Raw genomic sequence first — 14,438 nt, 5'->3', positions numbered from 1 at the left:
GGGCCATGACACACGCCCCGGTCATCCGCGCGTGCGGCGCCGGCTTGGGCGCGCACGCGTCGGCCCGGCCCCGTCGGTGCCATCGCTGTCGGACGAAAACCCGCCCAGGGCGGCGGTGATCGCCTCCAGCGTGGGCGCAGCCGATTTCGGCTCTGTCTCCAGCGCCGCGCGCATCTTGCGCAAATGCTCGGGCTGGGTGCCGCAGCAGCCGCCGATGATCGTGGCGCCCGCATCGCGGGCCAGCACCGCATAGCGCGCCATCAGATCGGGCGTGCCATCGTAGTGGATATGCCCGTCCACATATTTCGGAATGCCCGCATTGCCCTTGGCGATCACCGGCCGCTCGTTGCCCGAGGCGCGGAAACCCAGAACCGTCCGCAGCAGGTCCGACGCGCCGACCCCGCAATTGGCCCCGTAGGCCAGCGGTTTGTGATCCAGCCGTTCCACCATCTCGGACATCGCGGCCGAGGTCAGGCCCATCATCGTGCGCCCCGCGGTGTCGAAGCTCATCGTGCCGCACCATGGCATATCGGCCAGCCGGGCGGCCTCGGCGGCGGCCTTGTATTCCTCCGCCGCGCTGATCGTCTCGACCCAGAGCACGTCGGCCCCGCCGGCCTTCAGCCCTTCGGCCTGTTCGTGGAACATCTCCACCGCGTTTTCGTGGGTCAGGGCGCCCATCGGGGCCATGATCTCGCCCGTGGGGCCCATCGAGCCCGCCACGATCACCCGCCGTCCGGCCTTGTCGGCCACCTCGCGGCCGATCTCGGCGGCGGCCTTGTTCAGCTCGAAGGCGCGATCCTGCGCATCATGCAGCTTCAGCCGCGCGCGCGTACCCCCGAAGGAATTGGTCAGAAACAGATCCGACCCGGCCTCCACCGCTCCGGAATAGAGCGCGGTGATCCGGTCGGGATGTTCCACATTCCACAACTCGGGCGCATCGCCTGATTGCAGGCCCATGTTGAACAGCGTGGTTCCCGTCGCCCCGTCGGCCAGAAGCCAGTCACGGGTCGCCAGAAGCTCGGACAGCGCATCGGTCATGTGAATTGGGTCTTTCCTACTTGCAAGCAGGCCGGACATGGCGTCTGTGCCCTTTCCGCGCAAGCTTATTCTCTGCATAATGGTTATGAGCCGCCTTGCAGGGCATGCGGATCGCCGCCTGTCACGCGCCGATCCGCATATGATCGCACCGCGTCTGTCCCTAGTCCGGCGCGATGCCGGGATCGGGGGCGCGGACCGGCCGGGTCTTCATGCAAAACGGCCCCGCGGACATGGATCCATCGGGGCCGTCGAGATGTGGGGTCGTGTCGACGATCTAGACTTCGTTCAGAAGCTGGCCCTTGGCCACCGCCAGAAGCTCGGCATATTTGGCGCGGATCTCGGCCTCCGGCACCCGGTCGCCCAGATCGCCCATCACCTTGCGCATCACATCTTCGTGGCCGGCCTCTTCGAAATCGGCCTTCACGACCTCGGCGGCATAGGCGTTTGCCTCGTCGCCGGTTTTGCCCAGAATCTCCGCCACCCACAATCCCATCAGCTTGTTGCGCCGGGCTTCGGCCTTGAAAGCCATTTCGGCGTCATGGGCGAATTTTGACTCGAACGCGTGTTCGCGATCATCGAAGGTGGTCATGTCTGTTCTCCGTTCACAGGGAATGCCGGTCGACCCCATTATGCCGGGTGGACACAGGCTCGCAAGCGGATATGGCCCATCCGCCTTGCGACAGAGCGCCCGATGGCCTATAGCGCGGCTCAATTGACGGAATGTGGGGGCACGTTTCGGCCCCCTTTCACGGAGACAATATGGCACGGCGCAAACTGGTCTACGAAGGCAAGGCCAAAATCCTCTATGAGGGGCCTGAACCCGGCACACTGGTGCAATATTTCAAGGATGACGCCACCGCCTTCAACGCCGAGAAACGCGATGTGATCGACGGCAAGGGCGTGCTGAACAACCGCCTGTCGGAGTTCTTCATGACCGGTCTGGGCAATATCGGCGTGCCGACCCATTTCATCCGCCGCATCAACATGCGCGAGCAACTGATCCGCGCGGTGGAGATCATCCCGCTGGAAGTGGTCGTGCGCAACGTGGCGGCGGGCTCGATCTCCAAGCGCCTTGGCATTGACGAGGGCACGGCCCTGCCGCGCCCGATCGTGGAATTCTACTTCAAGGACGACGCCCTCGGCGATCCGCTGGTGAGCGAAGAGCACGCCATCGCCTTCGGCTGGGCCAGCCAGCAGGATCTGGACGACATGATCTCGCTTGCGCTGCGCGTGAATGACTTCATGAGCGGCCTGATGATGGGGGTCGGCATCAAGCTGGTGGATTTCAAGATCGAGATCGGTCGGATCTGGGATGGCGATTACATGCGTCTGATCGTTGCCGACGAGATCAGCCCCGACAGCTGCCGTCTCTGGGACATGGAGACCGGGCAGAAATTCGACAAGGACGTGTTTCGCCGCGATCTGGGCAATCTGGCCGATGCATATACCGAAGTTGCGCGGCGTCTGGGCGTGATGCCCACCAATGCCGCTCCGGTGACGAAACCGACCTTGATCAACTGATACCGGGCATTCGGGGCATGGGCCGGACCGGGGCGAAATCGAGACAGAAAGAAGGGGCAGACGCGATGCGCGCAACCGTTACCGTGATGCTGAAACAAGGCGTGCTGGACCCGCAGGGCGAGGCCGTGCGCCGCGCGCTTGGCGCACTGGGCTTCGACGGTGTCGAGGGTGTGCGCCAGGGCAAGCTGATCGAGCTGGATCTGGCCGATGGCACGACCGAGGCGCAGGTGACAGAGATGTGCGAGAAGCTGCTCGCCAACACGGTGATTGAAAGCTACCGCGTGGAGATGGGCTGATGCGTGCGGCGGTTCTCGTTTTCCCCGGCTCCAACTGCGACCGGGATCTGGCGGTGGCGTTCCGGAATGCCGGCTTCGATGTGGAGATGGTCTGGCACAAGGATACCGATCTGCCCGGCGGCCTTGATATCGTCGGCGTGCCCGGGGGGTTTTCCTATGGAGATTATCTGCGATGCGGGGCCATCGCTGCGCAATCGCCGATTTCGGGTGCGCTGAAGGCCCATGCGGCGCGCGGCGGCTATGTGTTCGGCGTCTGCAACGGATTCCAGATTCTCACCGAAACCCGGCTTCTGCCCGGGGCGCTGCTGCAGAATGCAGGGGTCAAATACATCTGCAAGACCGTGACCTTGCGTGTGGAGACGACAGACAGCGCCTTCACCAATGCCTATACGGCGGGGGCGGAGATCGATATCCCCATCGCTCATCACGAAGGCAACTATCAGGCCGATGCCGAAACGCTGGCCCGGCTCAGGGGAGAGGACCGCGTGGCGTTCCGCTATCTCGATGCGCCCAACGGATCCACCGACCGCATTGCAGGGATCCTGTCGGAAAACCGCCGCGTGCTCGGGATGATGCCGCATCCCGAACGGCGTGCAGAACCCGCCCATGGCGGCACGGATGGCGCGGCGCTGTTCACGTCGCTGTCCGAGGCGCTGGTCAACGCCTGATGGAGATGGCTGCAAGATGCTTGAGGCGGCAGGCCTGCATCGCGTAATCTGCCGGCGATGAGCCTTATCAAAACCAATCTTTCTGCCTCGCGGCGCCTTGGCCTGAAGCACACCTGGGTGATGCGCGGGCTGATGATGCTGTTTCTGGCCGCGGCCGTGATCGTGATCTGGATATCGAATATCTGGCTGACCGAACGGTTCACCGAAAGCACCCGCAACCGGGCCGAACTGCGCCTTGCGCTTTATTCCGGTTCGATCGTGTCGGAGCTTCAGCGAAACTCGGTGGTTCCACTGCTCTTGAGCCGCGATCCGCTTCTGATCCGGGCGCTCGATCAGGGCGATTACACCACCACGTCGCAACGGCTGATCTCCTATGGGGAGGAAATCGCCGCGGCCTCCATGTTTCTGCTGAGCCGCGAGGGGCGGGTCGTGGCCGCCACCGACCGCAACCGTCTGGGAGAGCTGTTGAACACGGAGCCCTTCTTCGTGCAGGCGCAGCGGTCGTCAGATACGGTTTTCAACAGCAGCCAGTCGGAAACGGGCGCCTTCGATTTCACCTTTTCGCGCCGGGTCATGGATGACAACCGGCTTCTGGGCGTGGTGGTGGTGGAGGTCAATCTCGCCCGGCTCGAAGACCGTTGGCGTGGCACGACCGAAGCGGTGTTCGTGGCCAATTCCGAAGGGCGGATCATGCTGTCCACCGAACCGCGCTGGCGCGGCCGGACCGAGGAGGAGGCGTTGGCGCTCCGGTCCCCGCCATCGGCCATCCAGCGCGCAATCGAGGCGACGGGGGATTGGGCCTTCGGGGACCCCACGCCCTATTTCTTCGGCGACGCAACGATCCGGCTGGAAAGCCGCATTCCGTTTCGCGGCTGGCGGCTGACCTCGTTCACCGCCTATGCCTCGGTGCGGGAACGTGTGAACGGGGTTCTGGCGCTCCAGATCATGGGATTCGCGCTGCTGCTGGCAGGGGGGTTCTACGTGCTGAGCCGCCGCGCCCGATTGCAGAGCGCGATTTTCCAGCGCGAGTCGGCAGAGCTTCGCCGGTTGAACGACAGGCTCGGGCGGGAAATCGCCGAGCGCCAGAAGGTCGAACGGACCCTTGAGGAGGCCGAACAAAGCCTCGCGCAGATCCAGAAACTGGCCGCTCTGGGGGAGATGTCTGCCGCCGTCAGCCATGAACTGAACCAGCCGCTGGCCGCCATGAAGACCTATCTGGCGGGGGCAAAGCTGCTTCTGCAACGGCGCCGGCCCGATGAGGCGCTGAGCTCCTTCCAGCGGATCGACGACCTGATCGAACGGATGGGCGCGATTACCCGGCAGCTCAAAAGCTATGCCCGCAAGGGCGGCGAGGCTTTCGAGCCGGTCGATCTCAGGGATGCGCTGACCGGGGCGCTGACGATGATGGAGCCGCAACTGCGCCAGATGACCGTGGATATCACCCAGAACCTGCCCCGTCGCCCGGTGATGGTTCTGGCCGACCGGTTGCGGCTTGAGCAGGTGATCATCAACCTGTTGCGCAACGCGCTGGATGCGATGAAGGCAGAGGACGACCGCGAGCTTGACCTGATTGTGGCCGGCGGGGACGAGGCCGTCCTGACGGTGCGTGACAGCGGCAGGGGGATTGACGATCTCGATGCTTTGTTCGAGCCATTCTATACAACGAAGAAACCCGGTGACGGGGTGGGCCTGGGTTTGGCGATCTCGTCCGGGATCGTGACGGACCTCGGCGGGCGACTGACCGCACGCAACGGCGCCAAACGGGGCGCCGTGTTCGAGATGCGCCTGCCGATCCTTGATCGGTCCGCCAACGCCGCCGCTGAGTGAGCATAGAGGACGACGCCATGAAAATCGCGATTGTCGATGACGAACAGGACATGCGCCAGTCGATCAGCCAGTGGCTGGCGCTGAGCGGATTTGATACGGAAACCTTTGCCAGCGCTGAGGATGCGCTGAAAGGGATCGGCCCGGACTTCCCCGGTGTCGTGGTCAGCGACATCAAGATGCCCGGCATGGACGGGATGGCGTTTCTGAAGCGCCTGATGGGCATGGACAGCGGCCTGCCGGTGATCATGATCACCGGCCATGGCGATGTGCCCATGGCGGTGGAGGCGATGCGGATCGGCGCCTATGATTTCCTTGAAAAACCTTTCAATCCGGACAGGATGACCGAACTGGCCAAACGTGCCAGCCAGACCCGCCGGCTCACGCTGGACAACCGCGCCCTGCGCCGCGAGCTGTCGGACGGCACCGTCCTGATGCGCAAGCTGATCGGGTCTTCTCCTGTTATGGAACGGCTGCGGGAGGATATTCTCGATCTGGGGCAGGCGGATGGCCATGTGCTGATCTCCGGCGAAACCGGAACCGGCAAGACCCTTGTGGCCCATGCGCTGCACGCTGTCGGGCCGCGGGCGGGCAAGAGCTTCGTCGCCATCAGCTGCGCCGCCCATGACGAGGATGCGTTGTCCGCCATGCTGTTCGGCCCGGTGGGCGAGGGGCAGGATCTGCCCCTGATGGAGCAGGCGCGCGGCGGATCGCTGGTTCTGGAGGATGTGGAGGCGTTGCCGCAGGCGCTGCAGGCGCGCCTGCTGACCGCGATCAACGATCAGGGCACGCCGGCGGAAACCCGTATCGTGGCGATCTGCAATGCGGCCGAGCCCGAAGGCTGCGAGGCGGCGCTTCGCCCCGATCTCTTCTATCGCCTTGCGGCGATGCGGATCGACCTGCCGCCCTTGCGCCAGCGCGGGGAGGATATCCTGACCCTCTTCAACCGGTTCGGAGAGCAGTTTGCCGAGGAATACGGCACCGACGCGCCCGAGGTCACCGCGCAGGAGGCCGCGCAGCTTCTGCAGGCGCCATGGCCCGGCAATGTTCGGCAACTGATCAACATCGCCGAGCGCGCGATCCTTCAGCAACGGCGGGGGTCTGGGACGATCGCGTCGCTGCTGATGAGCGACAATGCCGAGATAAGCCCGCAGGCCGTGGGCGAGGGCAAACCGCTGAAAGAATATGTGGAGGCGTTCGAGCGTATGCTGATCGACAACACGATGCGCCGTCATCGCGGATCTATCGCCAGTGTGATGGAGGAGCTTTGCCTTCCGCGCCGGACATTGAACGAGAAGATGGCGAAATACGGGTTGAGCCGGTCGGACTATCTCTGACACCGGGCTGTCGGCCCGGTGGGTCAGATCTCGGGAGCCAGTCTGCGGCCAGCCCGCACCCGATTGAGCAGACCGCGCCAATGGGGCTCAATCCATTGATATGGCGGGCTTTTTGAAAGGTCGCGCATATAGCCTGTTTCGGTGGAGGAAGAGAGGTCTTCGCCCCTTGGTCGGTCGGCACTGGGATGCGAGTACGGGGTGGAGCGCGGAAATAGCCCATTGTAATTCCGCCTGCGCTGCCATTAATGTCACCTAAGGGTCGGCAGGGTATGCTGACCCCCTTACAGTTTCTCTGCCCCCCTGTCGCGCCGGGCAATTCGCCGCGCAGCAGCCGGGCAGGTCACAGGGCCGGTTAGGGCCCAGCAAGATTGCCCTTGAAAACAGGGCCAATGAACGGGTGGCGCTGACATTGTCGCGCTATCGGAGACAAACCGCGATGACACGCGCGCGACAAACCCCGATACGAACCAGCGTGGCTTCGGCCCGTCCGGTGGGTATGTCGGCGCGCGTCCTCGCCATTTCAGGACAACATGGCAGCCATGCCGCCCGACGGGCGGGCAAGGGGCCATGCGCAAGGATAACATGGCAAAAAAGATGCTTATCGATGCCACACACGCGGAAGAGACCCGCGTTGTCGTGGCAGACGGAACCAAGGTCGAGGAGTTCGACTTCGAGTCGCTGAACAAGCGGCAACTGGCAGGAAACATCTATCTCGCAAAGATCACCCGGGTGGAGCCATCGCTTCAAGCGGCCTTTGTGGATTATGGCGGCAATCGCCACGGCTTTCTCGCCTTTTCCGAAATTCATCCCGATTATTATCAGATCCCGACGGCGGATCGCGAGGCGCTGCTGGCCGAGGAACGGGAATATGCCGAGGCAATGGCCGCGACCGAGGACGAACCGCGCCCGAAGCGGCGCAGCCGCAGCCGCCGCCGGAAGGGTACCGAGACCAAGGCCGAGAGCGCCGCGCATGACGTGGTGACACGGGGCGAGACCCGCGCGCCGTCGGGCATGGATGTCGTCGATCTGGGCGATGAAGACGAGGATGAGATCGCAACGGCCGATCTGAACGATGCCGTCCACGAAGCACCGGGCGCCCCTGAGAATGGGACGCAGGCGGACACGGTCGAGGAGGATGCACAGGATGCCGCCGAAGCGGACATCTCCGATATGGGCGCCGATGACAACGGCTCCGAAGAGGATGGTGCCGAGGATAACGGGGCCAATGACGGCGACGCGGACAGCGCCGAACAGGATGATGTGGATACGGTCGCCGATGATGATGACCAGGAAGACATCCGCCCTGTCCGCAAGCCGCGCCCCAGGAAGTACAAGATCCAGGAGGTGGTGAAGGTTCGCCAGATCATGCTGGTGCAGGTCGTCAAGGAAGAGCGCGGCAACAAGGGCGCGGCACTTACCACCTATCTGTCGCTGGCCGGCCGCTATTGCGTGCTGATGCCGAATACAGCCCGTGGCGGCGGGATTTCCCGCAAGATCACGCTGGCTGCGGACCGCAAGAAGCTCAAGGAGATCGCAACCGGTCTGGACGTGCCTCAGGGGGCCGGGCTGATCGTGCGGACCGCGGGCGCGAAACGCACCAAGGCCGAGATCAAGCGGGACTACGAATATCTGCAACGGCAATGGGAACAGGTGCGCGCGCTGACGCTCAAATCCATCGCGCCGGCCCCGATCTACGAAGAAGGCAATCTGATCCACCGGTCGATCCGCGATCTCTACAACCGCGAGATCGACGAGGTTCTGGTAGAGGGCGAGGCCGGATATCGTCAGGCCAAGGACTTCATGAAGATGATCATGCCGTCCCACGCCAAGAACGTGAAACAGTACACCGATCCGATGCCGCTTTTCGCGCGGCACAAGGTCGAGGGCTATCTCGCCGACATGTTCAACCCGGTGGTGCAACTGAAGTCCGGCGGTTATATCGTGATCGGCGTGACCGAGGCGCTGGTGGCGATCGACGTGAACTCCGGCCGGGCCACCAAGGAAGGCTCGATCGAAGAGACCGCGACCAAGACCAATCTGGAGGCCGCCGAAGAGGTGGCGCGCCAGGTGCGCCTGCGCGATCTCGCAGGCCTGATCGTGATCGACTTCATCGACATGGATGACCGGCGCAACAATGCCGCCGTCGAGAAGCGGATCAAGGACAAGCTGAAAACCGACCGTGCCCGCATTCAGGTGGGCCGGATTTCGGCCTTCGGGCTGATGGAAATGTCGCGTCAGAGGCTGCGTCCGGGCATGCTGGAGGCGACGACCCAGCCCTGCCACGCCTGCCACGGTACGGGTCTTGTCCGCTCCGATGACAGCCTTGCGCTGTCGATCCTGCGCCAGTTGGAGGAAGAGGGGACCCGCCGCCGGTCACGCGAGGTGTTGCTAACGGCACCCGTGGGCATCGTGAATTTCATCATGAACGTGAAACGCGAATACCTGGCTGCGATCGAGGCGCGCTACGGCCTGTCGATCCGGATCGAGGCCGATCCGCATCTGGTCGCCCCGGACTACAAGATCGAGAAGTTCAAGACCGCCACCCGCAGGGTACCGGAGGCCGCGCCGATCGTCTCGATGGATGCCGCGCTGATGGACGAGATCGAGGAAGAAGCCGTCGCCGACGAAGTTGAGGTCGCGGATGGTCCGGAGGCCTCCGACGGGGAGGAAAACGGCACCAAGCGCAAACGCCGTCGTCGTCGCGGGGGCCGTGGTCGCCGCAAGACCAATGCGGAGACGAGCGACGAGAGCAATGGCGACGGCACTGCAGACGAAGCGCCGCAAGACGCGGATGGGCGGGATGCACCCGAGGCGGTCGCGGAGGATGCCGCCACCGCGGCGCCTGCAACGGAGGCACGTGCCGAGGTGGCAGCCCCGGATCAGGAGAGCGCCTCCGGAAACGCCGATGAGGAGGAGACCAAGCCCAAGCGCCGCCGCTCCCGCGGGGGGCGTGGCCGCAAGAAGACCGACGAGGCGCCGGCCGAAGAGTCCGCCGAGGAGGCACCGGCCGAACAGGAGGTCGCCGCTGCAAGCGATGAAGAGCCCGTGAGCGAGCCCCCTGCACCCGAAGTCAAGGCGAAGAGGACGCGTCGCAAAAAGGCCACGCCGGCAATGGCTGAGGCATCCGTTGCGGAGGCTGATGTCGAAGGGGACCTGCCGACCGAAGAGGCGTCCGAACCCACCACCACGCCGGAGCCCGAGCCTGCGTCGGAGCCCGTGCTGGAAACCGCGAAGGTTGCTGCGGATCCTGCACCGGAACCCGCCCCCGAGCCGCAGCCGGAGACGCAGGCCGCGCCCAAGGAATCGGCCAAGCCGAAACGCAAGGGCTGGTGGTCGCTCGGCTGACGGGCGCGCGTCGGACCCCTTGAAGACCAGACGGCAAAGGGCGCCCCGGTGGCGCCCTTTGTCATGTCGCGGTCTGCCCGCCTCTTTTGTGCCGCGGCTGCCGCTTGTCCTGCGCACGTGTCAGCGCCGGTGGGGCTCCACTTCCGGGGCGGCTGGTCGCAGGTCGGCCCGAAAGCGCGTTGCCCAATCGCGATTGGTCCGGTCAGCCAGCTTGGCGACCGTCGGCGTCACGCCGGCTGCGGCCTCCTGGCTCACGCCAAGCTCGGCCAACAGGCCGCGCAATGTCCCGGCCGGGTCGGCTGCAAGCGTTTCATACGTGATCCGTTGCGGTTCAATGCCTTCGGTGTCGAACCAGCGGGTCCACTCGCGATCATAGGCGAGGAAGCGATCGTGATGCTCCCGGATCTCGCGGCTATCATAGACCGGCGCGCGCGGCGGAGAGACGCGCTCAAGCTCCGTGCCGTCGGACGCCCGATGCCACAGGCCCGTCTGATTGGCCATCGCGTAAGACACAGCCTGCTCGACCTTGTCCAGCCGGGTCAGGTGAATGAAGGCGGTGCGACCGAACGCCATTTCGAAACGCTGCAAATCAGTTGCCGGCTCAGGGTAAAGCACCGCCAGTTTCCGGGCGAAAAAATCGAAGCTGTGTCGTTGCAGCCTGAGCCCGAAGATCCCGGTCTCGCGCCGACCCTTTGCAAGCGCGGCCTGCACTATATCGGCAAGCACGTCCTTTTCCGGGGCGGACGCGGCGGGCGACAGGCCAAGGGCACTGGCCCAATCCGCCACGGACGGTTTGTGAAAATAGGAGTCGGGCTTGCCCGATACACCGGTTGCAGCCAGTAGCTGGCAAAGTAGCGTGCTGCCGCTTCGCGGGGACGTGCAGATGACATAGGATGCGAATTCAGCCATCGTTCACCCTTCGGTGCCGGCCACCCCGGTTGCGCCTGCACAGGCAGGTATCCCGGCTTTGTGACGACGGCGCGACAGGCAAACCGGCGCTAACGCGGCTTTCCTGCAACGCACCCTGGGCGGGGGGCAAAGCTCAGTTCGCTTCGGCCCGCACCTGCTCCGCCAGTTCCGCCATCGCCTCATAGGGCAGGTAGCCGCGCAGCAACTGGTCGCCCATCACGAAACTGGGTGTTCCGCTGATCTGCAAACGCTGCGCCAAGGCATAATTCTCTTCCAGAACCCGGTCGATCTCCGGGACATCGATGCCGGCCAGAATCGCCTCCGCGTCGAAGCCAAGCTCGGTGGCAATCCGGCTCAGGCTCTCTTCGGACACCTCCGCGCGCATCACCATCATCGCATCGTGAAGATCCTTGTAGGCCGCGTCCCCCTCGATGATCCGTGTCGAGAGCGCGAAGCGGGAGGCAAGCGTGGACTGCTCGCCCAGTATCGGGAACTCCTTGATCACGAAGCGGATATTACCATCGCTTTCAAGCAGTCGCTCCACCTCGGGAAAGGCTCGCCGGCAGAAGCCGCAGCGGTAATCGAGAAACTCCACCAGCACGAGATCGCCCTCGGGGTTGCCCCCTTCCCAGGAGGTTTCGGAGTTGAAGAGTGCCTCCGCATTGGCCGCCACGAGGTCCATGTCCTGCGCCGCCTCGGCGGCGGCCTGGCGCTGTTCCAGAACCCCGATCGCCTCCATCAGCACTTCGGGATTATCGAGCAGATAGGCCCGGACTTCCGCCCGGAAGGCCGCGCGCTCCGTATCGGTCAGGGCGTCCAGATCGACGGCGAGGGCAGGGCCGCTCAGGATCAGCATCAATCCGGTCAGGGCGGCGGCAAAAAACGATTTCATCAGCGATTTCTCCGGCTTTGGGCGGCTTCGGCCACCCGTAACACATCTTGCGCGCGAAGCCACCCGCCCGATCCGTTGGGCAGCAGACCGCTGGCGCGGTTGGCGTGAATCTCGGCGTCTTCCATCCGGCCCAGGATCGCGTAGCGCTCCGCCGTCACGACCGAGGCCATGCCATTGTTGCCGGCGCGGGCATAGGCCAGAGCCAGATCGCGTAGCATGCGCGGGTCGAACGGATCGCGGGCATAGGCCTGTTCCAGCACCTCGCGGGCGCGGGCATTGCCGGAGGATGTGTCCGCGGCCAGAAGCGCGCGCCCGTAGCCCGCCAGAATGAGCGGCTCCCGAGGGGCCAGTTGCACGGCGCGGGCATAGGCCTGCACGGCCTGCGCGAAATTGCGCGATTCAAACAGGATCTGCCCCTGAAGCTCCTGATAATACGGATCATTCGGGCGCATCTGTAACAGCCGCCCGACCTCGGATATGGCCCGCGCGGCATCGGCGTTCTGGTGATGCGCGATGGCGCGCGCCAGCGTCGCGATCTCGCCCTGATCGGTGCGGCCCGCCTGCCGGAGCGTCTGGCGCGGGGCATTGAGGAAGCCGCCGAGCTTGGCGCGGGTCCGGGCGAACCAGTACTGTGCCTCGGCGCTGCTTTCGGCGCCCGCCGCGCTGCCGGAGCGCCCGTTGACAAAGGCCTCGACACTGCGCACGCGATCGCGGGTCAGCGGGTGGGTGCGGACATAAGGGTCCTGACGCCCGGCCGACAGGGCCTCCTGACCGCGAAAGATTTCCAACACCTCCAGCATCGCGGCGGGGTCGATCCCGGCCTGAACCATGTAGCGCAGCCCGGCCTGGTCGGCACTGGCCTCCTCGGCGCGGGTATGGGCGAAAAAAAGGCGCGCGGCGGTGGAGCCGGTTCCGATCGCGATCCCGGCGCCCAGGCGGCCATTGTCCGATGCAGCCCCCGCCGCCAGCGCCAGAAGCAGGCCCATGCGTGCGGCGCTTTGCGCGCTGCGGGCATTGGCTGGGCGTCGGGTCAGATGGCCATTGGCGATATGGGCCGCCTCATGGGCGAGCACGGCCTGCAACTCTGCCGGGTCCTCCATCCGCATCAACAGACCGGAATGAATGAAGATATGCCGGGCATCGGCCACGAAGGCGTTCAGCGTCCGGTCGTTCACCACGATGATCCGGGTGGAGGTCGGCAGACCCGCGGCGCGCAGGATGGGCGCCGCCAGTTCCTGCAGGCCGCGTTCGATCTCTGCGTCGCGAATGATCGAACGCGCCTCGGCGGCCCATGCGCTCAGCAAAAGGGCCAGCGCTGCGATCAGCGTCGTAAACGGGCGGCGGCGGGGCATTGACGTCTCCCATGGGGCCTGCTTCAACGCGTCATCATAGGGAGGCTTTCATGCGACATTCAAGCCGGGCCGAGGTTGATCCCTTCATCGTGATGGACGTGATGGAGGCCGCCCGTGCCGCCGAAGAGGCCGGTCGCCATATCATCCACATGGAGGTGGGGCAGCCGGGCTCCGGCGCGCCACGAGCCGCGCGGGAGCGCCTGGTCGCCGAGATGGAGGCCGGGCCGCTTGGCTACACGGTCGCCCTCGGCCGCCCCGATCTGCGTGAGGCCATCGCCGCGCTTTACGGTGAATGGTACGACCTCGATCTGGATCCGGCGCGGGTGGTGATCACCGCGGGCGCCTCGGGCGCGTTTCTTCTGGCCTTCTCGGCGCTGTTCGATGCGGGCGACAAGGTGGCTCTGGGTGAGCCGTGCTACCCGTCCTACCGGCAGATCCTGCGCGCGCTCAGCCTTGTGCCCGTGGGGCTGCAGACGGATCTGGCCAGCCGCTACCAGCCCCTGCCGCGGCAAATGTCCGGCGATCTGGCCGGGCTGATCGTGGCCTCCCCCGCCAACCCGACCGGCACCATGCTGGACAAGACGGCCATGGGCGCTCTTGCCGGGTCCTGCGCGGAGCGAGGGATCTCGCTGATCTCGGACGAGATTTATCACGGTCTGCAATATAACGGGCGCGCGATTTCGGCACTGGAACTCACCGACGAGGTCTATGTCGTCAACTCCTTCTCCAAGTATTTCTCGATGACCGGCTGGCGTCTCGGCTGGATGGTGGTGCCGCCGGATCATGTGCGGCTGATCGAACGGCTGGCGCAGAACATGTTCATCTGTCCGCCTCATGCGGCGCAGGTCGCAGCACTTGGCGCGCTCAGCCCCGAAGGCCGGGCCGAGCTGGATGGCCATCGCGCGGTCTATGCCGCGAACCGGGCGCTGATGCTGGAGGGACTCGCCGCGGCCGGTTTCGACAGGGTCGCGCCCGCGGATGGCGCGTTCTACGTCTACGCGGATGTCTCGGAGATCACCACCGACAGCCAGGCATTCTGCGCCGAGATACTGGAGCAGGCCGGTGTTGCGGTGACGCCGGGGCTGGATTTCGACCCGGTTCGCGGGGAGAGGACGGTCCGTTTCTCCTATGCGCGTGCCACGGCGGACATCGAGGAGGGGCTGGCGCGGCTGAAAGGCTTCATGTCGACGCGGGCCGCCGCCGAATAAGGTGACGATCTCGCCAGACCGGCGTTTTCGTGATCCGTCCCGATGCAG

General features: G+C 64.9%; 12 protein-coding genes. 7 read left to right on the top strand and 5 right to left on the bottom strand.

Going from position 1 to position 14,438, the window contains the following annotated elements:
• Positions 1-21: 21 nt before the first annotated feature.
• Together bmt and D9R08_RS18060 are read right to left on the bottom strand one after the other, a co-directional pair.
• Positions 22-1,038 carry a betaine--homocysteine S-methyltransferase gene (bmt, locus tag D9R08_RS18065; protein WP_121899530.1) on the bottom strand — a complete coding sequence of 339 codons (1,017 nt, stop codon included), beginning with the start codon at positions 1,036-1,038 and terminating at the stop codon, positions 22-24.
• Between the two features lie 274 nt (positions 1,039-1,312).
• Positions 1,313-1,627 (bottom strand): DUF1476 domain-containing protein, encoded by a 315-nt coding sequence (locus tag D9R08_RS18060; RefSeq protein ID WP_121899529.1) that lies wholly within the window; start codon positions 1,625-1,627, stop codon positions 1,313-1,315.
• A 170-nt stretch (positions 1,628-1,797) separates the two neighbouring features.
• Here D9R08_RS18060 and purC point away from each other — a divergent pair, with 170 nt between their 5' ends.
• From purC to D9R08_RS18030, 6 genes are all read left to right on the top strand, one after another.
• Positions 1,798-2,559 (top strand): phosphoribosylaminoimidazolesuccinocarboxamide synthase, encoded by a 762-nt coding sequence (gene purC / locus D9R08_RS18055; RefSeq protein WP_121899528.1) that lies wholly within the window; start codon positions 1,798-1,800, stop codon positions 2,557-2,559.
• Between the two features lie 65 nt (positions 2,560-2,624).
• Complete coding sequence (gene purS, locus D9R08_RS18050; protein WP_121899547.1) at positions 2,625-2,855, top strand: phosphoribosylformylglycinamidine synthase subunit PurS; 231 nt, start codon at positions 2,625-2,627, stop codon at positions 2,853-2,855.
• Positions 2,855-3,523 carry a phosphoribosylformylglycinamidine synthase subunit PurQ gene (gene purQ / locus D9R08_RS18045; protein ID WP_121899527.1) on the top strand — a complete coding sequence of 223 codons (669 nt, stop codon included), beginning with the start codon at positions 2,855-2,857 and terminating at the stop codon, positions 3,521-3,523. Before purS ends, purQ begins: the two co-directional genes overlap by 1 nt.
• 120 nt (positions 3,524-3,643) lie before the next feature.
• Positions 3,644-5,350, top strand: coding sequence for a sensor histidine kinase (locus tag D9R08_RS18040; protein WP_121899546.1), 1,707 nt, complete (start codon positions 3,644-3,646; stop codon positions 5,348-5,350).
• A 17-nt stretch (positions 5,351-5,367) separates the two neighbouring features.
• Positions 5,368-6,684, top strand: coding sequence for a sigma-54-dependent transcriptional regulator (locus tag D9R08_RS18035; protein WP_121899545.1), 1,317 nt, complete (start codon positions 5,368-5,370; stop codon positions 6,682-6,684).
• A gap of 582 nt (positions 6,685-7,266) precedes the next feature.
• Positions 7,267-10,029, top strand: coding sequence for an Rne/Rng family ribonuclease (locus D9R08_RS18030; RefSeq protein ID WP_121899544.1), 2,763 nt, complete (start codon positions 7,267-7,269; stop codon positions 10,027-10,029).
• 120 nt (positions 10,030-10,149) lie between these two features.
• Here D9R08_RS18030 and D9R08_RS18025 read toward each other — a convergent pair whose 3' ends face one another.
• The 3 genes from D9R08_RS18025 to D9R08_RS18015 form a co-directional block, all read right to left on the bottom strand.
• Positions 10,150-10,938, bottom strand: a complete 789-nt coding sequence (locus D9R08_RS18025) for a Stf0 family sulfotransferase (protein WP_121899526.1) — start codon at positions 10,936-10,938, stop codon at positions 10,150-10,152.
• A gap of 133 nt (positions 10,939-11,071) precedes the next feature.
• On the bottom strand, positions 11,072-11,830 hold the full coding sequence (locus D9R08_RS18020) for a DsbA family protein (RefSeq protein ID WP_121899525.1): 759 nt from the start codon (positions 11,828-11,830) through the stop codon (positions 11,072-11,074).
• Positions 11,830-13,182 (bottom strand): M48 family metalloprotease, encoded by a 1,353-nt coding sequence (locus D9R08_RS18015; RefSeq protein WP_121899524.1) that lies wholly within the window; start codon positions 13,180-13,182, stop codon positions 11,830-11,832. Before D9R08_RS18015 ends, D9R08_RS18020 begins: the two co-directional genes overlap by 1 nt.
• Before the next feature lie 50 nt (positions 13,183-13,232).
• Here D9R08_RS18015 and D9R08_RS18010 point away from each other — a divergent pair, with 50 nt between their 5' ends.
• A complete protein-coding gene (locus tag D9R08_RS18010) occupies positions 13,233-14,390 on the top strand; it encodes a pyridoxal phosphate-dependent aminotransferase (RefSeq protein ID WP_121899523.1) in 1,158 nt (385 codons plus the stop codon).
• The last annotated feature ends 48 nt before the right edge of the window (positions 14,391-14,438 follow it).

The organism is Rhodophyticola porphyridii (assembly GCF_003688285.1).
Lineage (GTDB): Bacteria > Pseudomonadota > Alphaproteobacteria > Rhodobacterales > Rhodobacteraceae > Rhodophyticola > Rhodophyticola porphyridii.
The sequence above is the reverse complement of the archived record's forward strand: the minus strand, read 5'-3'. Positions and strand labels throughout refer to the sequence as shown.